We start from the raw sequence: 25,987 nt of genomic DNA, 5'->3' as shown, positions 1-25,987 counted from the left end.
GAAACCATTTAGGAGGAACAAAATCATGGCAGTAATTTCTATGAAACAATTGCTTGAAGCAGGTGTTCATTTCGGACATCAAACACGTCGTTGGAACCCAAAAATGAAACGTTACATTTTCACAGAGCGTAACGGTATCTACATCATCGACTTACAAAAAACTGTGAAAAAAGTTGAGGAAGCTTTCAACGTAATGCGTGATATCGCTGCTGAAGGTGGAGACATCTTATTCGTAGGTACTAAAAAACAAGCACAAGAAGCTATCAAAGAAGAAGCAACTCGTGCAGGTATGTACTTCGTTAACCAACGTTGGTTAGGTGGAACGTTAACAAACTTCCAAACAATCCAAAAGCGTATCAAGCGTCTTAAAGACATCGAAAGAATGCAAGAAGATGGTACATTCGATGTACTTCCTAAGAAAGAAGTTGTTCAACTTAAAAAAGAGTTAGAGCGTCTTGAGAAATTCTTAGGCGGTATTAAAGATATGAAAGGTCTTCCAAGTGCATTATTCGTAGTAGACCCTCGTAAAGAGCGTATTGCAGTTGCTGAAGCACGTAAATTACACATTCCAATCATCGGTATCGTTGATACGAACTGTGATCCAGACGAAATCGATCACGTAATTCCAGCAAACGATGATGCGATTCGTGCTGTAAAACTTCTTACATCTAAAATGGCAGACGCGATCCTTGAAGCAAAACAAGGTGAAGAAACTGTTACTGCGTAACAAATTTGGAAAGGTGATAAGGGGTTCGGCCTTTTATCACCTTTTTTAAGGTATAAATACATATTTTAGGAGGATGAAAAGTATGGCAATCACTGCACAAATGGTAAAAGAACTTCGTGAAAAAACTGGCGCAGGTATGATGGACTGCAAAAAAGCTTTAACAGAAACTAACGGTGACATGGAGAAGGCAATTGACTTCTTACGTGAAAAAGGTATTGCGAAAGCTGCTAAAAAAGCAGACCGCATCGCTGCTGAAGGTTTAACTTTCATCGAAACAAACGGTAACGAAGGTTTAATCTTAGAATTAAACTCTGAAACTGATTTCGTTGCAAAAAATGAAGGTTTCCAAACATTAATTAAAGAATTAGCTGCTCACTTATTAGCTAACAAACCAGCTAACGTTGAAGAAGCTATGGCTCAAACAATGGAAAATGGCAAAAAAGTAGAAGAGCACATCAACGAAGCAATCGCTAAAATTGGTGAAAAACTTACACTTCGTCGTTTCGAAATCGTATCAAAAACTGATGCAGATGCATTCGGTGCTTACCTACACATGGGTGGACGCATTGGTGTACTAACAGTTCTTGAAGGTTCTACTGATGAAGCAGCTGCTAAAGATGTAGCAATGCACATTGCAGCAGTTAACCCTAAATACATCGACCGTGATGCTGTAACAGCTGAAGAAGTTGAGCATGAGCGTCAAGTATTAACACAACAAGCTTTAAACGAAGGCAAGCCTGAAAAAATCGTTGCAAAAATGGTTGAAGGCCGTCTAGGCAAATTCTTCGAAGAGATTTGCTTACTTGACCAAGCATTCGTTAAAAACCCTGATATGAAAGTTCGTCAGTTCGTTGAGTCTAAAGGCGGAACATTAAAAGGATTCGTTCGCTACGCTGTTGGTGAAGGAATCGAAAAACGTGAAGACAACTTTGCTGAAGAAGTAATGAACCAAGTAAAAGGTAGTAACTAATACAGATTAGGGAACACATTGTGTTCCCTTTTTTAAAATAAAGATGTAAGCAATTGGAGGTTCATTATGAGTAAACCGAAATATAATCGTGTTGTGCTAAAGCTAAGCGGCGAAGCTTTAGCTGGTGAAAAAGGATTTGGAATTAATCCATCTGTTATTAAATCAGTTGCAGAACAAGTGAAAGAAATTGCAGAACTTGATGTAGAGGTTGCTGTTGTTGTAGGTGGCGGTAACATTTGGCGCGGAAAAATCGGAAGCGAAATGGGCATGGACCGTGCGGGCGCAGATTACATGGGCATGTTAGCGACAGTTATGAACTCATTGGCTCTTCAAGATAGCTTGGAGAACATTGGGATTCAAACGCGTGTTCAAACTTCTATTGAAATGCGTCAAGTGGCAGAACCTTACATTCGTCGTAAAGCAATTCGTCACTTAGAGAAGAAACGTGTTGTGATTTTCGCAGCAGGTACAGGTAACCCTTACTTCTCTACAGATACAACTGCAGCATTACGTGCAGCCGAAATCGAAGCTGACGTTATTTTAATGGCGAAAAACAATGTAGATGGTGTGTATAGTGCAGATCCATCTATTGATGAAACAGCTACGAAATATGAATCACTTACATACTTAGACGTATTAAAAGAAGGTTTAGGTGTAATGGATTCTACTGCTTCTTCTTTATGTATGGACAATGATATTCCATTAATTGTCTTCTCAGTTATGGAAAAAGGTAATATTAAGCGTGCCGTTTTAGGCGAAAATATTGGAACAATTGTAAGGGGGAAATAAATATGGGACAACAAGTTTTAAAATCCGCAAATGAAAAAATGGAAAAAGCAGTTGCTGCTTATTCTCGTGAATTAGCTTCAGTTCGTGCTGGCCGTGCAAGTGCGTCTGCTTTAGATAAGGTACAAGTTGATTATTATGGTGCACCAACACCTGTTGTGCAATTAGCGAACATTACAGTTCCTGAAGCACGTTTACTTGTTATTCAACCTTATGATAAAACGTCTATCGGTGATATTGAAAAAGCAATTTTAAAAGCAGATTTAGGTCTAAATCCTTCTAACGACGGATCAGTAATTCGTATTGCATTCCCTGCATTAACAGAAGAACGTCGTAAAGATTTAGTAAAAACAGTTAAAAAATATGCTGAAGAAGCAAAAGTTGCGGTTCGTAACGTACGCCGTGATGCTAACGACGATCTTAAAAAGCTTGAAAAAGCTAGCGAGATTACAGAAGATGACTTAAGAGGATATGCTGAAGATATCCAAAAAGAAACAGATAAATATATTGCAAAAGTTGACGAAATCGCAAAAAACAAAGAAAAAGAAATCATGGAAGTGTAATAGCGATACCTTCGCAAATATGACCCTCTTCTTAAGGGGGTCTTTTTACACTTTTAGGCATACGTCTGCTTGTTGGAGGGTATGAATGATGTTTAAAAAGTTTCCTTTTTTTAAAGGTAAAAAGGTCGCATCGTTTGATCATCTCATTGAAGAAGTGAAAAAAGGATATATACCAGAGCACATTGCGATCATTATGGATGGTAATGGAAGATGGGCAAAGAGAAGAGCAATGCCTCGTATCGCCGGACATCATGAAGGAATGCAAGTAGTAAAAAAAATTACGAAATTTGCTAGTAAACTTGATGTGAAAGTGCTGACTCTTTATGCTTTTTCTACTGAGAACTGGAAAAGACCAAAAAAGGAAGTTGATTATTTAATGAAGCTTCCAGAAGAATTTTTAGGTACATTTTTACCAGATTTGATTGAAGAAAATGTACAAGTTCGAGTAATCGGACAAAAAGATCGTCTTCCTACGCATACGCGCAGAGCGATGGAGAAGGCCATGGAAGATACAAAAGAGAACACGGGATTAATTCTCAATTTTGCGTTAAACTATGGAAGTCGCGATGAAATCGTTTCTGCTGTGCAGCATATGATGAGAGACAGCGAAGAAGGGAAAGTTCGTTCAGAAGATATAAATGAAGAAATGATTTCTTCATACTTAATGACAAGTTCTTTACCTGACCCAGACTTGCTTATTCGTACAAGTGGGGAATTGCGTATTAGTAATTTCATGTTATGGCAAATTGCGTATTCAGAGCTTTGGTTTACAGATGTGTATTGGCCAGATTTTACAGAGGAACATTTGCTAAATGCGATTACAGACTTTCAACATAGAGGGCGCAGATTCGGAGGCGTGTAGAAAGAGAGGGTTTGGTAGTGAAACAGAGAATTATTACTGGAGTGATTGCTGCCGCGCTATTCATCCCCATCGTATTTTACGGTGGCGTGCCTTTTACAGTTTTAGTGTATGCACTTGCTTCAATTGGATTATATGAGTTAATTCGTATGAACAAGCTTACACTTATTTCGGTACCAACGTTTTTAGCTGCATTATTATTGTGGATTATTTTGGTTCCAAGTAATGCGCTAGGGATTTTTGATTGGATTGGATTAGATAAATTAGAAATCACATTTTTGATTGTTTTATTACTTTTATCATATACAGTCCTTTCAAAGAATACATTTACTTTTGACAATGCTTCATTTTTACTTATGGCAACAACATATGTTGCAATGGGTTTCTTATATTTAAATGAAACGAGAATAGCAGGAATCCATTATGTGTTTTATGCATTATTTGTCATTTGGGCAACTGATTCAGGCGCATATTTCATAGGAAAAGCAATTGGAAAAAGAAAATTATGGCCAGAAATTAGTCCGAATAAAACGATAGAAGGTTCATTAGGTGGTATTGTTTGTGGGATTGTCGTTGCTTTTGTATACAATATGTTCTTCACAGTCCATGGGAATGTTGGAATGTTAATTATTGTTACAATTGCGATCTCCATTTTTGGACAAATTGGTGATTTGGTACAATCTGCATTTAAACGCCATTATGGTGTGAAAGATTCAGGTACAATCTTACCTGGGCATGGCGGGATATTAGACCGAACAGATAGTTGGTTGTTTGTATTACCGATTTTACATTTCTTACATTTCATTTCATAATAAAACGAGGGGTTGGAGTTATGAAAAACATTAGTTTATTAGGGGCAAGCGGGTCAATTGGAACACAAACTTTAGATGTACTGCGCTTGCACCCAGACCAATTCCGTCTCGTTGCTTTTTCTGTAGGTAAAAATATTGACTATGCAGTAAAAGTTATTCAAGAATTTTCTCCTCAGCTTGTCTCTGTACAAAGAGAAGAGGATGTTGTAAGATTACAATCCGTTTCTGGAAATACAAAAGTTGTATATGGTGAAGCTGGACTATTAGAGGTAGCTCTTCACCCAGATGCAGAAGTTGTGATCACTGCTGTTGTAGGGAGCGTAGGATTGTTACCTACACTTCGTGCAATTGAGGCGAAAAAGACAATTGGAATTGCAAATAAAGAAACATTAGTAACTGCAGGACATATTATTATGGAAGCTGCGCGCAAACATAATGTGTCGTTACTTCCAGTGGATAGTGAGCATTCGGCTATTTTTCAATGTTTGAATGGAGAAAATGAAAGACGCATCTCTCGCTTAGTTATCACTGCTTCGGGCGGAAGTTTTCGTGATAAAACGAGAGATGAATTGCATCATGTGACTGTTGAGGATGCGCTTCGCCATCCAAACTGGTCAATGGGTTCGAAAATTACCATTGATTCTGCTACAATGATGAATAAGGGGCTGGAAGTGATTGAAGCACATTGGCTTTTCGGCATACCTTATGAGCAAATCGATGTTGTTTTACATAAAGAAAGCATTATTCACTCTATGGTTGAATTTGAAGATCGTAGTGTAATGGCTCAGCTCGGCTCACCAGATATGCGTGTCCCAATTCAATATGCACTTACATATCCCGATAGATTACCACTTTTAGATACAAAGCAGTTAAATTTGTGGGAAATCGGAACACTGCATTTTGAAAAAATGGATCAGGAACGTTTTCGTTGTTTACGGTTTGCGTATGAAGCTGGAAAAATGGGTGGAAGTATGCCAGCTGTAATGAACGCGGCGAATGAAGTAGCTGTAGAAGCCTTTTTACAAAAGAAAATTGGTTTCTTAACAGTAGAAGATCTCATTGAAAAAGCAATGCACCATCACAATGTCATTGCGCGTCCGAGCTTAGAGGAAATTCAGGAAATTGATGCAGCCACAAGACGGTTTGTGATGGAACAAATTTAGCAAAGGTGGTTATGGAATTGAATACAGCGATTGCCTTTATATTAATTTTTGGTGCACTCGTATTTTTCCATGAGCTAGGGCATCTATATTTCGCAAAAAGAGCAGGTATTTTATGTCGCGAATTTGCAATTGGTTTTGGACCAAAAATATTTTCATTTGAAAAGAATGAAACGGTCTATACAGTCAGGCTATTGCCCCTTGGAGGCTATGTTAGAATGGCTGGCGAGGATGCCGAAACGGTTGAATTAAAACCTGGTAAAAAAGTTGGACTTGTTTTAAATGAAAAAGAAGAGGTTATAAAATTAGTTTTAGATGGACGTGAAAAGTATCCAAATGTTCGCGTGATTGAAGTAGAACAAGCTGATTTAGAACATAATCTCACGATTTCTGGTTACGAAGAATACGAGGAAGAATTACAAACATTCCGTGTAAACGAAACAGCTCGTATTATTTCAGCGGGAGAAGAAATACAAATTGCTCCGTTTAACAGACAATTTGGTTCTAAAACATTAGGACAGCGAGCGTTAACAATCTTTGCAGGTCCTGCTATGAACTTCATTCTTGCATTTGTTATTTTTATAATCATTGGATTGGTCCAAGGTATTCCTGTGGATAAACCAATGATTGGGAAAGTAATGAAGGATAGTGTGGCAGAACAAGCAGGCTTGAAACAAGATGATACGATTCAAGCAATTGATGGGAAAGACACGAATACATGGAAAGATGTTGTAACGATTGTACGTGAAAACCCCAATAGAGAAATTACGCTTCACGTAAAGCGTGATAGCGAACAATTTAATGTGAAAGTAACGCCATCAGTTGATACTGAAGGGAAAGAAAAGGTTGGTAGAATCGGTGTATACTCTCCTGTAGAGAAATCTATTTTTGGTTCTATTAAATCAGCTTTTGAGCAGACGTATACATGGACAAAATTAATCTTTGATTCCCTAGTAAAATTAGTAACGGGTCAGTTTTCTATTAATGATTTATCAGGTCCGGTAGGGATTTATAATTTAACAGACCAAGTAGTAGATTATGGTGTCATTCGTGTTCTTAATTTGGCAGCTGTTTTAAGTATAAACCTTGGTTTATTTAATTTATTACCGGTTCCAGCTCTTGATGGAGGACGCTTGTTCTTCTTCTTAATTGAAGCATTACGCGGGAAACCAATTGATCGTCAAAAAGAAGGAATGGTTCATTTTATTGGCTTTGCGTTATTGATGTTACTTATGTTAGTTGTAACGTGGAATGACATCCGGAAGTTTTTCTTGTAAAATAAAGTGAAACTTGTAGTAAGTGTAAATATCCCAATGTTTTTGGGATATTGAATGAAATGAATAGAGCTCTAAAAGTCGTAATCCCTCACCTAATTTGAGGTGGGGGGTTTTACTGCGTATGAGAGTAAAATAAAGAGGTGCGAATAGATGAAACAAAGTATGGTATTTAGTCCTACATTACGTGAAGTGCCAGCAGATGCTGAGATTAAAAGTCATCAATTGCTACTTCGTGCAGGATTTATGCGTCAAAATGCTTCAGGTATTTATAGCTTTTTACCACTTGGGTTAAAAGTATTGCATAAAGTGGAGCGTATTGTTCGAGAAGAAATGGAGCGAGCAGGAGCTGTCGAATTATTAATGCCAGCATTACAAGCTGCTGAATTATGGCAAGAATCAGGTCGTTGGTATTCTTACGGTTCTGAATTAATGCGTATGAAAGATCGTAATGATCGTGAGTTTGCACTAGGAGCAACACATGAAGAAGTTATTACAGATCTTGTACGTGATGAGATTAAATCTTATAAAAAATTACCTTTAACATTATACCAAATTCAAACGAAATTCCGTGATGAGCAACGACCACGTTTTGGTTTATTACGCGGAAGAGAGTTCTTAATGAAAGATGCATACTCTTTCCATGCAACACAAGAAAGTTTAGATGAAGTTTATAGCCGTTTATATCAAGCGTATTCGAACATCTTTTCTCGTTGTGGCTTGAATTTCCGTGCCGTTATTGCTGATTCTGGAGCAATGGGTGGGAAAGATACACACGAATTTATGGCATTATCTGATGTAGGAGAAGATACAATTGCGTATTCTGATACATCTGATTATGCAGCAAATATTGAAATGGCGCCTGTTGTTGCTTCTTATACAAAAAGCAATGAGGCAGAAAAAGCACTTGAAAAAGTAGCAACGCCAGATCAAAAAGCAATTGAAGAAGTGTCTGCTTTCTTAAATATTGAAGCTTCTAATTGTGTTAAATCTATGGTCTTTAAAGTAGACGAGAAATTCGTTGTTGTACTTGTTCGTGGAGACCATGAAGTAAATGATGTGAAAGTGAAGAACGTATACGGAGCGTCAGTTGTTGAACTTGCTTCACATGAAGAGGTGAGAGAACTGTTGAATTGTGAAGTTGGTTCTTTAGGACCGATTGGTGTAACGGGTGATATAGAAGTAATTGCTGATCATGCTGTAGCAGCAATTGTCAATGGTTGTTGTGGTGCAAACGAGGAAGGATTCCATTATGTAAATGTAAATCCAGAGCGTGACTTCAAAGTAAGTCAATATACAGATTTACGCTTCATTCAAGAAGGAGATCAATCTCCAGATGGAAATGGGACAATTCGTTTTGCACGTGGAATTGAAGTTGGACATGTATTTAAATTAGGTACACGTTATAGTGAAGCAATGAATGCTACATTCTTAGATGAGAATGGAAAAATGAAGCCGCTTATCATGGGTTGTTACGGTATTGGGGTATCCCGTACAGTAGCAGCAATCGCTGAGCAATTTAATGATGAAAATGGTTTAGTTTGGCCGAAAGCTGTAGCTCCATTCCATGTACATGTGATTCCAGTAAATATGAAGTCTGATGCACAGCGAGAAGTCGGTGAAACAATCTACAGTTCATTACAAGAACAAGGGTATGAAGTACTGTTAGATGATCGCACGGAGCGTGCAGGTGTTAAATTTGCTGATGCAGACTTATTCGGTCTACCAGTTCGAGTTACAGTTGGTAAAAAAGCTGATGAAGGTATTGTAGAAGTGAAAGTACGTGCTACAAATGAATCTGCAGAAGTGAAAGTTGAAGAGCTTCACACATATATCGCTAATATTTTAAAATAAGAAGAGGTACCTCCTTGTGAGGTACCTTCTCTTTCTTTGTAGAGTAATCTTTGTAAGTGAAGAAGGGAGAAATCTTTCTTTGCTGAACGTTTCAATTTATAATAGCAGATGGAAGGAGGGTGCGTATGTCGTTAACAAACGAACAACAAGAGCGTTTTCAAATTTTGCTTCAGCAGTTGCAAATGCCGGAAGACCTTATCAATCAATATTTACAAGGTGGTGGCATACAAAAGCTAGTTGTCGATAAAGCAAATAAAAGTTGGCATTTTGATTTGCAAGTGCCACGTATTTTGCCAACAGAATTATACGAATTGTTAGAAACGAAGATAAAGCAGTCATTTTCACATATTGCAAAAACGTCATTTGCACTAGAAACAGAAAACAAACAATTTACAGAGGAAGAGGTTAGGGCATATTGGCCTCTTTGTACAGATCGAATCACATTCTCTCCTATGTTTGCTTATTTAAAAACGCAGCTTCCACATGTAAATGGAGTGAAGTTGGTACTAGATGTGAATAATGAGCTAGAATCTACTGCGTTAAAGAAAAACCTTGTGAAGCCGGTAGGAGATCAATATGAGGTCTTTGGATTCCCACGTTTTCAGCTCGATACAAATATAAAACAAAATGATGAAGAGGTTCAAAAGTTTCGTGAACAAACACAGCAAGAGGACCGTCAGCGTGTTATACAAGCTATGGAAGAGATGGCTAAGAAACAAGCTGAAGAAAGCGATATTGTACATGAAGGGCCAGTTGTACTTGGATATCTTATTAAGCCTGATGAAGAAATCACACCGATGCGTGAAATCCAAGATGAAGAAAGACGAAAAACAGTCCAAGGTTATGTTTTCCATGTGGAAACGAAAGAACTTCGTAGTGGACGTACGTTATTAACTTTAAAAATAACTGACTATACGGATTCCATTATGATTAAGATGTTCTCGCGCGATAAAGAGGATCTTCCGCTTCTGCAATCATTGAAAAAAGGAATGTGGGTAAAAGCACGGGGATCGGTTCAAAATGATACGTTTGTCCGTGATTTAGTCATGATTGCGAATGATATTAACGAAATAACAGGGCCTTCTCGTAAAGATAAAGCACCTGAAGGAGAAAAACGAGTAGAGCTACATTTGCATACACCAATGAGTCAAATGGATGCTGTTACCGGAGTATCTAAGCTTGTTGCGCAAGCGGGGAAATGGGGACATGAAGCGATTGCGGTTACAGATCACGCTGTTGCACAGTCTTTCCCAGAAGCATATTCTGCTGGTAAAAAAGCAGGTATAAAAGTGATTTATGGTGTGGAAGCCAACTTAGTAAATGACGGTGTTCCGATTGCTTATAATGAGTCACATCGATTACTGGAAGATGAAACATATGTTGTTTTTGACGTTGAGACGACAGGATTATCTGCTGTATATGATACGGTTATTGAGCTAGCTGCTGTAAAAGTAAAGGGCGGAGAAATTATTGATCGCTTTGAATCTTTTGCCAATCCGCATCAACCGCTATCAGCTACAATTATTGAATTAACTGGTATTACAGACGATATGTTAACTGATGCTCCAGAAGTGGGAGAAGTATTTAAAAAATTTGAAGCGTGGATGGGTGATCATACACTTGTTGCTCATAACGCAAGCTTTGATATGGGTTTCTTAAATGTTGGATTTAAGAAATGCGGCTTAGATAAGCCGAAGAACCCAGTTATTGATACATTGGAATTAGCTAGATTTTTATTCCCAGAGATGAAGAATCACCGCTTAAATACGATGTGTAAAAAACTAGACATTGAATTAACACAGCATCACCGTGCAATTTATGATACGGAAGCAACGGGATATTTACTAGTTAAGATGTTAAAGGATGTAATAGAAAAAGGTTTTGAATATCATGATCAATTAAATGATAGTATGGGGCAGGGAGATGCATATAAACGCGGGAGACCGAGCCATGTAACTTTACTTGCAACATCTGATGTTGGATTGAAAAATTTATATAAACTTGTTTCGTATTCTCATTTGAATTATTTTTACCGTGTACCACGTGTGCCACGTTCACTATTAAAAAAATATCGTGAAGGCTTAATAGTAGGTACTGCTTGTGATAAAGGAGAAGTATTTGAAGCGATGATGCAAAAAGCTCCTGAAGAAGTAGAGGAGATTGCGCAGTTCTATGATTATATTGAGGTTATGCCTCCAGAGGTATTACGTCATTTAGTAGAACGTGAACTCGTTCGAGATGAAGGGCAGTTAAAAACAATTATTTCTAATTTAGTAAAATTAGGTGAAACGTTAGATAAGCCTGTTGTTGCGACAGGAAATGTGCATTACTTAGATCCTGAAGATGCGATGTATCGCAAAATCTTAATAAGTTCGCAAGGCGGGGCAAACCCACTAAATCGTCATTCATTACCGCCTGTACATTTCCGCACAACAGATGAAATGTTAGACTGCTTTTCATTCTTAGGAGAAGAAAAGGCAAAAGAGATTGTTGTGACCAATACACAAAAGGTTGCATCGTTAATTGGTGACGTTCATCCAGTAAAAGATGACTTATATACACCGAAAATTGAAGGTGCAGACGATGAAACGCGTGATATGAGCTATGAAATGGCACGTAGCATCTATGGTGAAGAGCTACCAGAAATCGTAGAAGCGCGCTTAGAAAAAGAATTAAAAAGTATTATTGGACATGGATTTGCCGTTATTTATTTAATTTCACATAAGCTTGTGAAAAAATCACTTGTAGACGGTTATCTTGTAGGTTCACGTGGGTCGGTAGGATCATCATTTGTTGCGACAATGATGGAAATTACTGAAGTAAACCCATTACCACCGCATTATGTATGTCCGAAGTGTAAGCAGTCAGAATTCTTTAATGACGGTTCTGTAGGTTCTGGTTTTGACCTACCAGATAAAGAATGTCCAACATGTAATATTCCATATGTAAAAGATGGACATGATATTCCGTTCGAAACGTTCCTTGGTTTTAAAGGAGATAAGGTTCCCGACATTGATTTGAATTTCTCTGGAGAATACCAACCACGTGCCCATAACTATACGAAAGTATTGTTTGGGGAAGATTACGTGTATCGTGCTGGAACAATTGGTACCGTTGCTGAAAAAACGGCTTACGGGTATGTGAAAGGTTATGCCAATGATCATAACTTAACAATTCGAAATGCAGAGATTGATCGTCTTGTTTCGGGATGCACAGGGGTAAAACGTACAACAGGGCAGCATCCAGGTGGTATTATCGTTGTGCCAGATTACATGGATATTTTTGACTTTTCACCAATTCAGTTTCCTGCCGATTCAATAGGGGCAGAATGGAGAACGACGCACTTTGACTTCCATTCAATTCATGATAATTTATTGAAACTTGATATACTGGGACACGATGATCCGACTGTTATTCGTATGTTGCAAGATTTGAGTGGTGTAGATCCGAAAACAATACCAACAGATGATCCGGAAGTTATGAAAATCTTCTCTGGTCCGGAATCTTTAGGTGTAACAGAAGAACAAATTAATTGTAAAACAGGTACACTTGGTATACCGGAGTTCGGTACAAAATTCGTAAGGCAGATGTTAGAAGAAACAAAACCGACAACATTCTCAGAACTTGTCCAAATATCTGGACTGTCTCATGGTACAGATGTATGGCTTGGCAATGCGAATGAGTTAATTTATAACGGTACATGTACGCTAAGTGAAGTTATCGGTTGTCGTGATGACATCATGGTATATTTAATCTATCAAGGCTTAGATCCATCACTAGCGTTTAAAATTATGGAGTCGGTACGTAAAGGTAAAGGTGTTCCAGAAGAATGGGAAGAAGAAATGCGCAATAACAATGTGCCTGGATGGTACATTGAATCTTGTAAGAAGATTAAGTACATGTTCCCTAAAGCCCATGCAGCTGCGTATGTACTTATGGCTGTGCGTATTGCATACTTTAAAGTACATTTCGCACTCTTATTTTATGCAGCATACTTTACAGTACGTGCAGATGACTTTGATGTAGAGGCGATGGCAAAAGGTTCGGCATCAATCAGGGCGCGGATTGATGAGATTGCACAAAAAGGGTTAGATGCAGCACCGAAAGAAAAAAGTTTACTAACTGTATTAGAAATGACACTTGAAATGTGTGAACGTGGTTATTCATTCCAAAAGGTTGATTTATATCGTTCACACGCGACTGACTTTATTATTGATGGAGACACGTTAATTCCTCCGTTTAATGCAGTACCTGGTCTGGGTACTAACGCTGCCGTAAGTATCGTTGAAGCGCGTGAAAATGGTGAATTCTTATCAAAAGAAGATTTGCAACAACGTAGTAAGGTTTCCAAAACAATTATCGAATATTTAGATAGCCAAGGTTGTTTAGGAGATTTGCCAGACAAAAACCAATTGTCACTGTTCTAGCAGGCAGGAAAAGTCTTTGCAAATCAGCATTTGCTATGGTATACTATTAACCGAGATAACCATGTCATGTATATTTTGCAAAAAAGAGAGTGGGGAAACCCACTCTTTCTTGTTACTATCTATGTTTTTTCTACGTAGGTAGGTGAGGTATTTCTGTCGTATATACATATTTTGTTACAAGTTTTACTTCTTAAATTTGGTAATACTAAGACAGATATTCCCTGCTAAACGGCAGGGGCTTTTGTTAGCTAACGAGAAAGAATAAGAAAGACCGTTTTTATGGGCGGAATTCTTTTCTTTCAAATGGTACATGGCGGCAGGAAGGAGGCTGTTTATGGATAAGAAAGTCACAGAAGTTGTAGAAGCATTTGCGCAGCCGATTGTTGAAGAGTTAAATCTTGAACTTGTAGATGTAGAATATGTGAAAGAAGGAAAAGACTGGTTCCTACGCGTATTCATCGATTCTGAAAAAGGGGTCGACATTGAAGAATGCGGTGCGGTAAGTGAACGTTTAAGCGAAGCTTTAGATAAAGAGGATCCAATTCCTCATCTTTACTTTTTGGATGTATCATCTCCTGGAGCGGAACGCCCATTAAAGAAAGAGAAAGACTTCCAGCAAGCGGTAGGAAAGCAAGTGGCAATTAAAACATATGAGCCAATTGATGGTGAAAAGATGTTTGAAGGAAAGCTACTTTCCTACGATGGTACAACAATTACATTACTATTAACTATTAAAACACGTAAAAAAGAAATCCAAATTCCAATGGATAAAGTTGCAAATGCGCGACTTGCTGTTACGTTTTAGTAAGAAGGGGGATCTTCATGAGCACTGAGTTGTTAGATGCTTTGCTCGTATTAGAATCAGAAAAAGGTATTAGCAAAGATATTATTATTGATGCAATTGAAGCAGCTTTAATCTCTGCGTATAAACGCAATTTTAACCAAGCACAAAACGTACGTGTTAGCTTTAATCCAGAAGTGGGAACAATTCAAGTTTTAGCACGTAAAGACGTTGTAAGTAATGTGTTTGATCCACGTCTTGAAATTTCTGTAGAAGAAGCAAGACAAATGAACCCGAACTATCAAGATGGCGATGTACTAGAAATTGAAGTAACGCCAAAAGATTTCGGACGTATTGCAGCACAAACTGCAAAACAAGTTGTAACACAGCGTGTGCGTGAAGCGGAACGTGGTGTGATTTATTCAGAATTTAGTGATCGTGAAGAAGACATCATGGTTGGTATTGTCCAACGTCAAGATGCTCGTTTCATTTATGTAAGCTTAGGGAAAGTAGAAGCTTTACTACCTGTAAGTGAGCAAATGCCGAATGAACAATATAAACCACATGATCGTATTCGCGTATTTATTACAAAAGTAGAAAAAACAACAAAAGGACCACAAATTTACGTATCACGTACACATCCTGGTCTTTTAAAACGTTTATTCGAAATTGAAGTGCCAGAAATTTATGATGGAACTGTAGAAATTCGTTCTGTAGCACGTGAAGCAGGCGACCGTTCTAAGATTTCTGTATATGCAGAGAATACTGATGTTGATCCAGTAGGTTCTTGTGTAGGACCAAAAGGACAACGTGTACAACGTATCGTAGATGAATTAAAAGGTGAAAAAATTGATATTGTTCGCTGGTCAAATGATCCAGTTGAATATGTGGCTAATGCTTTAAGCCCATCACAAGTTGTAAAAGTACTTGTGGATGAGGATGAAAAAGCAACAACTGTTGTTGTTCCAGACCACCAGCTTTCATTAGCGATTGGTAAACGCGGGCAAAATGCACGTCTTGCAGCGAAGTTAACTGGTTGGAAAATTGATATTAAAAGTGAATCTGATGCGAAACAACTTGGTATTGTAACAGAAGAAGACAACATGATCGCATTCGATTCAGTCGAAGACGAAATCGAATAGAGGTGATGGTTGTGAGCAATCGAAAAGTTCCGTTACGAAAATGTATTGCAACGCAAGAAATGAAATCAAAACGCGAGCTCGTTCGCATTGTTCGTTCCAAAGAGGGCGAAGTGTCTATTGATGTAACTGGAAAAAAATCAGGACGCGGTGCATATTTGTCAAAAGACAAGGAATGCATTATCCAAGCGCAAAAGAAAAACATTTTGGAACATCATCTAAAAGCGAAAATCGACAGTTCCCTTTACGAAGAGCTTCTTGAGCTTGTTGAAAAGGAGTCGAAATAAGTGTCCGATTGGAAATCATTTTTAGGACTAGCAAACCGCGCTCGGAAACTCATTTCGGGTGAAGAACTTGTTTTAAAAGAAGTACGAAGTGGCAAGGCAAAACTTGTATTGCTTTCTGAAGATGCGTCAGCGAACACTACAAAACGTATCACTGATAAAACCACGTACTACAACATACCAATGAGAAAAGTCGAAAATCGACAACAATTAGGGCATGCGATTGGGAGAGACGAGCGAGTCGTTGTAGCTGTGTTAGATGAGGGCTTTGCGAAAAAGCTGCGTAGCATGCTCGATACAACTTATCGGGGGTGAAGGTATGAGTAAAATTCGAGTACACGAATATGCAAAGAAACACAATATCTCAAGTAAAGATATTATTACAAAACTAAAAGAAATGAATATCGAGGTTTCGAATCATATGACAATGTTAGACGATGAAGTAGTAAACAAATTAGATAATCAATACAATACTGGAGCAGAAAAACCTTCTGTTGCAGATGAGTTTGAAGTAGAAGAAAAGGTTGTTCGTAGCAAAAAGAACAGCAATAAGAAGAAGAAAAAAGGCAAAGGAAATGAAGACAAACGTCAAGAAAACTTTGCTGGAAGACAACAAACACAAGTTGTAGAAACACCAGATAAAATTACTTTCTCTGGTACACTTACAGTAGGTGATCTTGCAAAAAAACTAGGAAAAGAGCCATCTGAACTTATTAAAAAGCTCTTTATGCTAGGTATTATGGCGACAATTAACCAAGATTTAGATAAAGATACAATTGAGTTAATCGCTGCTGATTACGGTATCGAAGTAGAAGAAGAAGTAATTGTAAGTGAAACTGAGTTTGAAACATTCATTGATGAGCAAGATGATGAAGAAAACTTAAAAGAGCGTCCAGCTGTTGTTACAATTATGGGACACGTTGACCATGGTAAAACAACATTACTTGATTCTATCCGTAATTCAAAAGTAACTGCTGGCGAAGCTGGTGGAATTACGCAACATATTGGTGCGTACCAAGTTGAAGTAAATGACAAGAAAATTACGTTCTTAGATACACCAGGTCACGCGGCGTTTACAACGATGCGTGCGCGTGGTGCACAAGTAACAGATATTACAATCCTTGTTGTTGCGGCGGATGACGGTGTTATGCCACAAACAGTTGAAGCAATTAACCATGCGAAAGCAGCTGGAGTACCAATTATTGTAGCTGTGAATAAAATGGATAAACCAGCTGCAAATCCAGACCGTGTAATGCAAGAATTAACAGAATACGAATTAGTTCCAGAAGCTTGGGGCGGAGATACAATTTTTGTACCAATTTCTGCAATTCAAGGCGAAGGAATTGACAACTTGCTAGAAATGATTCTACTTGTAAGTGAAGTAGAAGAATACAAAGCAAATCCAAACCGTTATGCAACTGGTACTGTAATTGAGGCACAGCTTGATAAAGGTAAAGGAACAATTGCAACATTACTTGTACAAAATGGTACACTTCGAGTGGGAGATCCAATCGTTGTTGGAACATCATTTGGACGTGTTCGTGCGATGGTGAGTGACATCGGACGTCGAGTAAAAGTTGCTGGACCATCTACTCCTGTCGAAATTACAGGTTTAAATGAAGTACCACAAGCGGGCGATCGTTTCATGGCATTTGCTGATGAGAAGAAAGCGCGTCAAATTGGTGAATCACGTGCACAACAAGCATTGCTTGCACAGCGCGGTGAGAAATCTAAATTAAGCCTTGAAGATTTATTCCAACAAATCCAAGAAGGCGAAATGAAAGAAATTAACTTAATTGTGAAAGCAGACGTACAAGGTTCTGTGGAAGCAATGGCAGCATCACTTCGTAAAATTGATGTTGAAGGCGTAAAAGTAAAAATCATCCACACAGGCGTAGGTGCGATTACAGAGTCTGATATTATTTTAGCTTCTGCATCTAATGCAATTGTAATCGGATTTAACGTACGTCCTGATGTGAATGCGAAACGTACAGCTGAGTTAGAAAATGTTGATATTCGTTTGCACCGTATTATTTACAAAGTAATCGAAGAGATTGAAGCAGCGATGCAAGGTATGCTTGATCCAGAATTCGAAGAAAAAGTAATTGGTCAAGCGGAAGTTCGTCAAACATTTAAAGTAACAAAAGTTGGAACAATCGCAGGTTGTTATGTAACAGATGGTAAAATCACACGTGATAGCGGTGTTCGTATTATCCGTGATGGTGTAGTAATTTACGAAGGACAACTTGATACGTTAAAACGTTTCAAAGACGACGTAAAAGAAGTTGCACAAAACTATGAGTGTGGTATTACAGTTGAAAGATACAACGATCTTAAAGAAGGAGACATCATTGAGGCGTACATTATGGAAGAAGTGAAGCGATGATTATCGCTTCACTCTCATTCGAGTGTATGATTTATGATGTACATTCTTTAAAAGAGAAACGAGCAATTTTACAGCGTGTGCTAACTCGTGTGAAACAACGTTATAACGTAGCTGTTTCCGAAATAGGACACCAAGATGTATGGCAACGTACAGAAATTGCGATTGTTTCCGTATCCTCAAATCGTGTTGTCTGTGAAAAAGAAATGAATCGTGTACTTGCGTATATCGATTCATTTCCTGAGATTGAACGTACGATAACACAATTGGAATGGTATTGAATGAGGTGAATAGTTATGAAATTACGTGCGAACCGTGTGGGCGAGCAAATGAAAAAAGAATTAGGCGACATCATTAGTCGTAAAATTAAAGACCCGCGTATTGGATTTGTTACAGTAACAGATGTGCAGGTAAGTGGGGATTTACAAATTGCCAAAGTGTATATTTCTGTTTTAGGAGACGAAGAGCAGAAAGAAAATACATTAAAAGGCTTAGCGAAGGCAAAAGGATTTATTCGTGCTGAAATTGGGCAACGTATTCGTCTTCGTAAAACACCTGAAATTACCTTTGAATTCGATGAGTCAATTGCTTATGGGCATCGAATCGACACTCTTTTACATGAAATTAATAAAGACGGTAAACGTGAAGAATAATGGATAGACATTTGTCTATCCATTTTTTCAATGGAAAGTAATGCATACAAGTGAGTGTTTAAGAAGAGTGATGAAGAAATGCAATAGCTATCTTTACCGGACTTTTTGAACATTTTCTACAAAAGTATAACAATGAGGTGAACATATGGAAGGTGTAGTATTATTACATAAACCAAAAGGGATGACATCGCACGATTGTGTATTTAAGCTAAGAAAGATATTACGTGAAAAGAGAATTGGTCATACAGGAACATTAGATCCAGATGTGACAGGTGTATTACCAATTTGTATAGGACGTGCAACAAAAATTGCGCAGTTTTTAACGAGTGAAACGAAAACATATGAAGGTGAAGTTACACTAGGATTTTCGACAACGACTGAAGATGCTTCTGGTGAGGTAGTGGAAAAACAAGATGTAAATCGCACCATTACACGTTCGGAAGTGGAAGCTGTACTAGCAGAATTAACAGGTACAATCGAGCAAGTACCTCCTATGTATTCAGCTGTCAAAGTAAATGGAAAGAAACTGTATGAATATGCAAGAGCCGGACAAGAAGTGGAACGTCCAGTTCGTACGATAACAGTTCATGAATTTGTGTTACTTGATGATCGTGAAGTATTTGAAGGGGAAAACATTTCATTCCGCTTCCGTGTTACATGTAGCAAAGGAACATATGTGAGAACATTAGCGGTTATGATCGGTGAAAAATTAGGATTTCCGGCACATATGTCACATCTTGTGCGCACAGCTTCAGGAGAATTTTTACTAGAAGATTGCATATCATTTGAAGAAATTGAAGAAAACATGCAAAATGGAACAGTAGAGTCTATTTTCATCTCAATTGATGAAGCGTTAAGTAAGTTCCCAAAAATGGTTGTAGATGAAAAACAAGCAGAAAAAATAAAAAATGGCATGTTTTTAAAGAATGAATTACAAGTGACAGCGCCATTTATTACAGTGTTTGATAAAAATGAACATTGCTTAGCAATTTATGAACATCATCCAAAACATCCTGGCATGTTAAAGCCAATGAAAGTACTTGTGAATAATCAGGAACTAAAGCTATAATGAATTATTAGAAGGATTATTACAGAAAAAGGTGAATTCAAGCGTGAAACTTATTCATTTAACTCATCCACATAAACAAAATAAAATAGAATTACCACCTACTGTAATGGCATTAGGTTTTTTTGATGGCATTCATTTAGGGCATCAACGTGTGATTCGAACAGCAAAAAAAATAGCGGATGAAAGAGGATATAAGAGTGCTGTTATAACGTTTCATCCCCATCCATCTGTTGTGTTAGGGAAAAAGGAAGCTCATGTGGAGTATATTACGCCATTAAGCATGAAAGAAAAAGTAATTGCAGATTTGGGAATTGATGTGTTATATGTGGTGAAATTCGATGAATCATTCGCTGGATTATTGCCACAACAATTTGTAGATGAATATATTATTGGGCTAAATGTAAAGCATGTAGTAGCAGGCTTTGACTATTCATACGGACGCTTAGGAAAAGGGAAGATGGAGACTTTACCATTTCATGCAAGAGGGGAGTTTACACAGACCGTGATTGAAAAGGTTGAATTCCAAGAAGAAAAAGTAAGTTCAACGGCATTACGAAAACTGATTCGAAATGGCGAGATGGAGCAAATCCCATCTATTTTAGGTAGAGCTTATACAGTAGAAGGAACAGTTGTTCATGGGGATAAACGCGGACGTCAAATCGGTTTTCCGACAGCTAATGTAGCTTTACGCGAGGAATACCTTCTGCCACCTGTTGGTGTGTATGCAGTAAGGTTAAAAGTTCATGATGAGTGGCATGATGGTGTATGTAATATCGGTTATAAGCCGACTTTTAAAGAAGATGAGCGTAAGCTGTCTATTGAAGTACATCTATTCCACTTTAATGAGGACATATATGATCAAGTTGTTACTGTTGAGTGGCATATGCGTATTCGAGAAGAGAAAAAGTTTAATGGTATCGATGAGTTAGTTGCTCAAATTGCGAAAGATAAACAAACAGCACAAGAATATTTTAGTACAGCAAAGAATATACTTGCTTTTTCGAATGAAAAGTAGTATTCTATGTTATGTACTTTATGACAACCATTGCTTGGCATTGCGACTCACCGACGCTTGCTAGGTAATTGGGGGTTTAATTATTAGGAGGTGAAATAGGATGGCTTTAACACAAGAGCGTAAAAATGAAATCATTGCACAATTTAGAACTCATGAGACTGATACTGGTTCTCCAGAGGTTCAAATTGCTGTCCTAACAGAGCAAATTAACACTCTAAATGAGCACTTACGTACTCACAAGAAAGATCATCATTCACGTCGTGGTCTATTAAAGATGGTTGGTAAACGTCGTAACTTACTTACTTACCTTCGTAATAGCGATATCACACGCTACCGTGAATTAATCACAAAGCTTGGCTTACGTCGATAGTCAAAGAAGCGGGAATATTCCCGCTTTTTTGTTAGGTAAAAATATATCTTCTACTCTTAATAGCCTACTTAAATTTCGGTAATACTAGAGGAAGAATATTGTAATATATGATCCATTTACATAGAAGAATTGAATATTTTAAATTGAGAGGGGTACTTAAATGAGTCAAGAAAAGCAAGTCTTCTCGATAGATTTAGCTGGTCGCCAGCTAACAATTGAAACAGGACAGCTTGCAAAACAAGCAAACGGCGCAGTATTAGTAAGGTATGGCGATACAGCAGTTCTATCAACAGCAACTGCATCAAAAGAGCCAAAAAATGTAGATTTCTTCCCGCTAACAGTAAACTATGAAGAGCGTTTATATGCAGTCGGAAAAATCCCAGGCGGTTTTATTAAACGTGAAGGCCGTCCAAGTGAAAAAGCAATTTTAGCAAGTCGCTTAATTGACCGACCAATTCGTCCACTTTTCGCAGATGGTTTCCGTAACGAAGTTCAAGTTGTCAGCATCGTAATGAGTGTTGATCAAGATTGTTCTTCTGAAATGGCAGCTATGCTTGGTTCTTCATTAGCGTTATCGATTTCAGATGTTCCATTTGAAGGTCCAATTGCGGGCGCAACAGTTGGTCGTATTGACGGCGAATTCGTTATTAATCCAACAGTAGAACAACAAGAGAAGAGTGATATTCACCTTGTTGTAGCTGGAACAAAAGATGCAATTAACATGGTAGAAGCGGGAGCTGATCAAGTACCTGAAGAAACAATGTTAGAGGCAATTATGTTCGGTCATGACGAAATTAAACGTCTAGTTGCTTTCCAAGAAGAGATTGTACAAGCTGTTGGAAAAGAAAAGACAGAAGTAAAGCTTTATGAAGTGGATGCTGATCTTGAACAAGCTGTTCGTAAAATGGCTGAGAAAGATATGCATGCAGCAATTCAAGTACATGAAAAGCATGCACGTGAAGAAGCAATTAATGAAGTAAAGCAACGTGTCATTGCACATTATGAAGAGCAAGAAGTTGAAGCTGAAGTATTAGGACAAGTAAATGAGATTTTATATAAAATTGTAAAAGAAGAAGTACGTCGTCTTATTACAGTTGAAAAAATCCGTCCAGATGGACGTAAAAGCGACGAAGTTCGTCCTTTAGCATCAGAGGTAGGTATTTTATCTCGTACGCACGGTTCTGGTTTATTCACTCGTGGACAAACGCAAGCATTAAGTATTTGTACATTAGGTGCATTAGGTGATGTGCAAATTTTAGATGGTCTTGGTGTAGAGGAATCAAAACGTTTTATGCACCATTACAATTTCCCATCCTTTAGTGTTGGTGAAACAAGACCGATGCGTGGACCAGGTCGTCGTGAAATCGGCCATGGTGCGTTAGGTGAACGTGCTCTTGAACCTGTTATCCCATCTGAGCAAGATTTCCCATATACAGTTCGTCTTGTATCTGAAGTTTTAGAATCAAATGGTTCTACTTCACAAGCAAGTATTTGTGGTAGCACTTTAGCTATGATGGATGCTGGTGTACCATTAAAAGCACCGGTTGCTGGTATTGCTATGGGACTAGTTAAATCTGGTGAGCACTACACGATTTTAACGGATATCCAAGGTATGGAAGATCACTTAGGTGATATGGACTTCAAAGTGGCAGGTACTGCGAATGGTGTAACTGCATTGCAAATGGATATTAAAATCGATGGGTTATCTCGTGAGATTTTAGAAGAAGCATTACAACAAGCTAAGATTGGTCGTATGCATATTCTAGATCACATGTTAACTGCTATCGCTGAGCCTCGCAAAGAGCTATCTGCATATGCTCCGAAAATCATTACAATGACAATCAATCCGGATAAAATCCGTGATGTTATTGGGCCAAGTGGTAAACAAATTAACAAAATTATTGAAGAAACTGGCGTAAAAATTGATATTGAACAAGATGGTACAGTCTTTATTTCATCTGTTGATCAAGAAATGAATGAAAAGGCGAAGAAAATTATCGAAGATATCGTTCGCGAAGTACAAGTAGGCGAGATTTACTTAGGAAAAGTAAAACGTATCGAGAAGTTCGGTGCTTTCGTTGGATTGTTCAGTGGTAAAGATGGACTTGTTCATATTTCTGAGCTTGCACTTGAGCGCGTAGGTAAAGTAGAAGACGTTGTGAAAATTGGCGACGAGATTTCAGTAAAAGTTATCGAAATCGACAAACAAGGTCGTGTAAACTTATCTAGAAAAGTATTGCTAAAAGAAGAGCAAGAAAAAGAAGCTGCGAAAGAAGAAGCTTCAAAACAAGAAAATATACAAGAACAGAAATAAGTGAAAAAGCCGGGATTCCTGGCTTTTTTTGTTAAATAAAATTATGTTTGATGCATAGATTTTTATCGATAGAGAGGTATAGTTTTCATAATAACGCTTAAATTAACAAGGATAAGAAGAGAATGGGATTTTTCTTATTTGTATAGTTAATGGGAGGGTTTATATGAGAACTCGTATATTTGTATTCATGTCTATATTCTTTTTTTGCATGGGTATAGGCTCATATTCAGCGCTAGCGAATGATGATCTTTATGAAGAAATTCAGAAACAAGCGAAGCGATATTCAATTGAACCGCAAAATGCGATAATTGATAAAATATGGAAAGCGATGCCGGGTTATAATGGTAAAGAAGTTGATGTGGAAGCGTCATATTATAACATGAAGAAAACCGGAGAGTTTGATGAGAAGCAATTGGTATATCGTGAAGTTTCACCAAAGACGCATTTAGAAGATTTATCACCTGCTCCCATTTATCGTGGGCATCCACACAAAAAAATGGTAGGTTTAACAATAAATGTGGCATGGGGAAATGAGTATCTCCCGCGTATATTAGAAACATTGAGAAAACATGATGTAAAAGCAACATTCTTTTTAGAAGGGCGCTGGGTAAAAGAAAATTTAAGTGCTGCTAAAATGATTGTAGATGCAAAACAGGAAGTAGGTAATCATTCTTATACACATCCTGATATGAAAACGCTATCTAAAAATCAGATATATGAACAATTACAAAAGACAAATCAAATGATTGAAGCAGCTACAAATCAAAAAGTACGATGGTTTGCACCGCCAAGTGGAAGTTTTCGTGATGAAGTTGTTGAAGTAGCGGATGGTTTAAAAATGGGTACTATTATGTGGACTGTTGATACAATTGACTGGAAACGTCCAGAGCCTGAAATGATTCTTCAGCGTGTAATGCGGAAAGTACATCCGGGTGCAATTGTATTAATGCATCCAACATCCCCAACAGCTGAGGCATTAGATACGATGATTTCACAGTTGAAAAAACAAGGGTATAAAGTAGGGAATATCACGGAATTATTAGATGAAAAACGTATCGATTAAATACATTTGCATGACATTCATGTTCAAACTTGTTATCATTAAATAATAGCAATTATTTAGAGAAACTGGCATTAGGAGGAAAGTTTTTGATTAAAAAATATACTTGTAAAAATGGTGTAAGAATCGTTATGGAGAATATACCAACTGTTCGTTCTGTTGCAATTGGTATATGGATTCATGCAGGTTCAAGAAATGAAAATGAAAAAAATAATGGAGTTTCACACTTTTTGGAACACATGTTCTTTAAGGGGACAGAGACACGTAGTGCGAGAGAGATTGCTGAGTCATTTGATAGCATTGGCGGACAAGTGAATGCATTTACTTCGAAAGAGTACACATGCTACTATGCAAAGGTGCTTGATGAACATGCTAAATATGCACTAGATGTTTTAGCGGATATGTTCTTTAATTCAACATTTGATGAAGAAGAATTGAAGAAAGAAAAAAATGTTGTATTTGAAGAAATCAAAATGTATGAAGATACACCAGACGATATTGTGCATGATATGTTAACGAAAGCAACATATGAGACACATCCACTAGGCTATCCGATTTTAGGAACAGAGGAAACACTTGAAACATTTACAGGTGATACATTACGACAATATATTAAAGATCATTATACACCTGAAAATGTTGTTGTATCGATTGCTGGAAATATTGATGAAGCGTTTGTCCAAACAGTGGAACAATATTTTGGTAACTATGAGGGAACAACAAATCGTGAGCAAGTACATAGCCCAATTTTCCATTTCAATAAAGTTTCTCGTAAGAAAGAAACAGAGCAGGCGCATTTATGTTTAGGTTTCAAAGGATTGCAAATGGGACATGAAGATATTTATAACTTAATCGTACTAAATAATGTATTAGGTGGCAGTATGAGTAGTCGTTTGTTCCAAGAAGTTCGTGAACAACGTGGTTTAGCATATTCGGTCTTTTCTTATCATTCTTCTTATGAAGATACTGGAATGTTAACGCTGTATGGTGGAACAGGAAGCCAACAATTAGATACTTTGTATGATACAATGCAAGAAACGTTGGAAACATTGAAAAACACAGGCATTACAGAGAAAGAGCTTGTGAATAGTAAAGAGCAACTTAAAGGGAATTTAATGTTAAGTTTAGAGAGTACGAATAGTCGTATGAGTCGTAATGGTAAAAATGAATTACTTCTTAGAAAGCATCGTTCTCTTGATGAAATTATTGAGAGTGTGAATCAAGTGACGAAAACAGATGTAGATACATTGATTCGCAATATATTTACAAACGAATTTTCAGCATCTCTAATTAGTCCGAATGGAGAGCTTCCAAAAGGAATGAAATAATGAAAAAACCGTATCTCTGAAGAGGGGATGCGGTTTTTTCATTTGCTCTGTCTTTATTTCATATTAACGGGTAGTAAGAGATCTGCTTTAAAATTCAAAAAATGAGGAGGATAGGTGAGGACAGATTAAAGTTTCATTTTAGAATGATAGGAAGAGTTG

Annotated in this window: 23 protein-coding genes; all 23 read left to right on the top strand. The window is 37.6% G+C overall.

Annotated features, from left to right (window positions below; translation table 11 throughout):
• Positions 1 to 25 precede the first annotated feature (25 nt).
• The 23 genes from rpsB (at position 26) to CN373_RS03795 (ending at position 25,828) form a co-directional block, all read left to right on the top strand.
• Entirely contained in the window at positions 26 to 727 is a 702-nt protein-coding gene (gene rpsB, locus CN373_RS03910; RefSeq protein WP_000268487.1) for a 30S ribosomal protein S2, read from the top strand.
• A gap of 82 nt (positions 728 to 809) precedes the next feature.
• On the top strand, positions 810 to 1,697 hold the full coding sequence (gene tsf, locus CN373_RS03905; RefSeq protein ID WP_001018586.1) for a translation elongation factor Ts: 888 nt from the start codon (positions 810 to 812) through the stop codon (positions 1,695 to 1,697).
• A 66-nt stretch (positions 1,698 to 1,763) separates the two neighbouring features.
• Positions 1,764 to 2,486, top strand: coding sequence for a UMP kinase (pyrH, locus tag CN373_RS03900; protein WP_000042661.1), 723 nt, complete (start codon positions 1,764 to 1,766; stop codon positions 2,484 to 2,486).
• Between the two features lie 2 nt (positions 2,487 to 2,488).
• On the top strand, positions 2,489 to 3,046 hold the full coding sequence (frr, locus tag CN373_RS03895; protein ID WP_000531499.1) for a ribosome recycling factor: 558 nt from the start codon (positions 2,489 to 2,491) through the stop codon (positions 3,044 to 3,046).
• Between the two features lie 85 nt (positions 3,047 to 3,131).
• Positions 3,132 to 3,908: an isoprenyl transferase gene (locus CN373_RS03890; RefSeq protein ID WP_000971292.1), complete on the top strand. Its 777-nt coding sequence runs from the start codon at positions 3,132 to 3,134 to the stop codon at positions 3,906 to 3,908.
• Positions 3,909 to 3,925: 17 nt separating this feature from the next.
• Entirely contained in the window at positions 3,926 to 4,717 is a 792-nt protein-coding gene (locus tag CN373_RS03885; RefSeq protein WP_000813575.1) for a phosphatidate cytidylyltransferase, read from the top strand.
• A 20-nt stretch (positions 4,718 to 4,737) separates the two neighbouring features.
• Positions 4,738 to 5,880 (top strand): 1-deoxy-D-xylulose-5-phosphate reductoisomerase, encoded by a 1,143-nt coding sequence (gene dxr, locus CN373_RS03880; protein ID WP_000790351.1) that lies wholly within the window; start codon positions 4,738 to 4,740, stop codon positions 5,878 to 5,880.
• A gap of 17 nt (positions 5,881 to 5,897) precedes the next feature.
• Entirely contained in the window at positions 5,898 to 7,154 is a 1,257-nt protein-coding gene (gene rseP / locus CN373_RS03875) for an RIP metalloprotease RseP (protein WP_111901831.1), read from the top strand.
• Between the two features lie 150 nt (positions 7,155 to 7,304).
• Positions 7,305 to 9,005 (top strand): proline--tRNA ligase, encoded by a 1,701-nt coding sequence (locus CN373_RS03870; RefSeq protein WP_000814335.1) that lies wholly within the window; start codon positions 7,305 to 7,307, stop codon positions 9,003 to 9,005.
• A gap of 125 nt (positions 9,006 to 9,130) precedes the next feature.
• Positions 9,131 to 13,432: a PolC-type DNA polymerase III gene (locus CN373_RS03860; RefSeq protein WP_000060021.1), complete on the top strand. Its 4,302-nt coding sequence runs from the start codon at positions 9,131 to 9,133 to the stop codon at positions 13,430 to 13,432.
• Positions 13,433 to 13,766: 334 nt separating this feature from the next.
• The gene (gene rimP, locus CN373_RS03855; RefSeq protein WP_000359094.1) at positions 13,767 to 14,237 is read left to right on the top strand and encodes a ribosome maturation factor RimP; all 471 of its coding nucleotides are present in this window, start codon (positions 13,767 to 13,769) and stop codon (positions 14,235 to 14,237) included.
• 17 nt (positions 14,238 to 14,254) lie between these two features.
• Entirely contained in the window at positions 14,255 to 15,355 is a 1,101-nt protein-coding gene (gene nusA / locus CN373_RS03850; protein ID WP_000102605.1) for a transcription termination factor NusA, read from the top strand.
• 11 nt (positions 15,356 to 15,366) lie between these two features.
• Positions 15,367 to 15,639 (top strand): RNase P modulator RnpM, encoded by a 273-nt coding sequence (gene rnpM / locus CN373_RS03845; protein WP_000071126.1) that lies wholly within the window; start codon positions 15,367 to 15,369, stop codon positions 15,637 to 15,639.
• Entirely contained in the window at positions 15,640 to 15,951 is a 312-nt protein-coding gene (locus CN373_RS03840) for a YlxQ family RNA-binding protein (protein ID WP_001286526.1), read from the top strand.
• Between the two features lie 4 nt (positions 15,952 to 15,955).
• A complete protein-coding gene (infB, locus tag CN373_RS03835; RefSeq protein ID WP_000036337.1) occupies positions 15,956 to 18,022 on the top strand; it encodes a translation initiation factor IF-2 in 2,067 nt (688 codons plus the stop codon).
• Complete coding sequence (locus CN373_RS03830) at positions 18,019 to 18,300, top strand: DUF503 domain-containing protein (protein WP_000582362.1); 282 nt, start codon at positions 18,019 to 18,021, stop codon at positions 18,298 to 18,300. The genes infB and CN373_RS03830 overlap by 4 nt, the downstream gene beginning before the upstream one ends.
• Positions 18,301 to 18,315: 15 nt before the next feature.
• Positions 18,316 to 18,672 carry a 30S ribosome-binding factor RbfA gene (gene rbfA, locus CN373_RS03825; protein WP_000776436.1) on the top strand — a complete coding sequence of 119 codons (357 nt, stop codon included), beginning with the start codon at positions 18,316 to 18,318 and terminating at the stop codon, positions 18,670 to 18,672.
• A 145-nt stretch (positions 18,673 to 18,817) separates the two neighbouring features.
• On the top strand, positions 18,818 to 19,741 hold the full coding sequence (truB, locus tag CN373_RS03820) for a tRNA pseudouridine(55) synthase TruB (protein ID WP_098358863.1): 924 nt from the start codon (positions 18,818 to 18,820) through the stop codon (positions 19,739 to 19,741).
• A gap of 43 nt (positions 19,742 to 19,784) precedes the next feature.
• Positions 19,785 to 20,756: a bifunctional riboflavin kinase/FAD synthetase gene (gene ribF / locus CN373_RS03815; RefSeq protein ID WP_000766728.1), complete on the top strand. Its 972-nt coding sequence runs from the start codon at positions 19,785 to 19,787 to the stop codon at positions 20,754 to 20,756.
• Positions 20,757 to 20,856: 100 nt separating this feature from the next.
• Complete coding sequence (gene rpsO / locus CN373_RS03810; RefSeq protein WP_001229392.1) at positions 20,857 to 21,126, top strand: 30S ribosomal protein S15; 270 nt, start codon at positions 20,857 to 20,859, stop codon at positions 21,124 to 21,126.
• A gap of 160 nt (positions 21,127 to 21,286) precedes the next feature.
• Positions 21,287 to 23,440 carry a polyribonucleotide nucleotidyltransferase gene (gene pnp, locus CN373_RS03805; RefSeq protein WP_000076731.1) on the top strand — a complete coding sequence of 718 codons (2,154 nt, stop codon included), beginning with the start codon at positions 21,287 to 21,289 and terminating at the stop codon, positions 23,438 to 23,440.
• Positions 23,441 to 23,603: 163 nt separating this feature from the next.
• Positions 23,604 to 24,503, top strand: coding sequence for a polysaccharide deacetylase family protein (locus tag CN373_RS03800; RefSeq protein ID WP_098358862.1), 900 nt, complete (start codon positions 23,604 to 23,606; stop codon positions 24,501 to 24,503).
• 86 nt (positions 24,504 to 24,589) lie between these two features.
• Positions 24,590 to 25,828, top strand: coding sequence for a M16 family metallopeptidase (locus tag CN373_RS03795; protein ID WP_000593009.1), 1,239 nt, complete (start codon positions 24,590 to 24,592; stop codon positions 25,826 to 25,828).
• Positions 25,829 to 25,987 lie beyond the last annotated feature (159 nt).

It is taken from the genome of Bacillus cereus (genome assembly GCF_002561295.1).
Classification (GTDB): Bacteria; Bacillota; Bacilli; order Bacillales; family Bacillaceae_G; genus Bacillus_A; species Bacillus_A cereus_S.
This window is presented reverse-complemented; position numbering and strand designations above follow the sequence as displayed.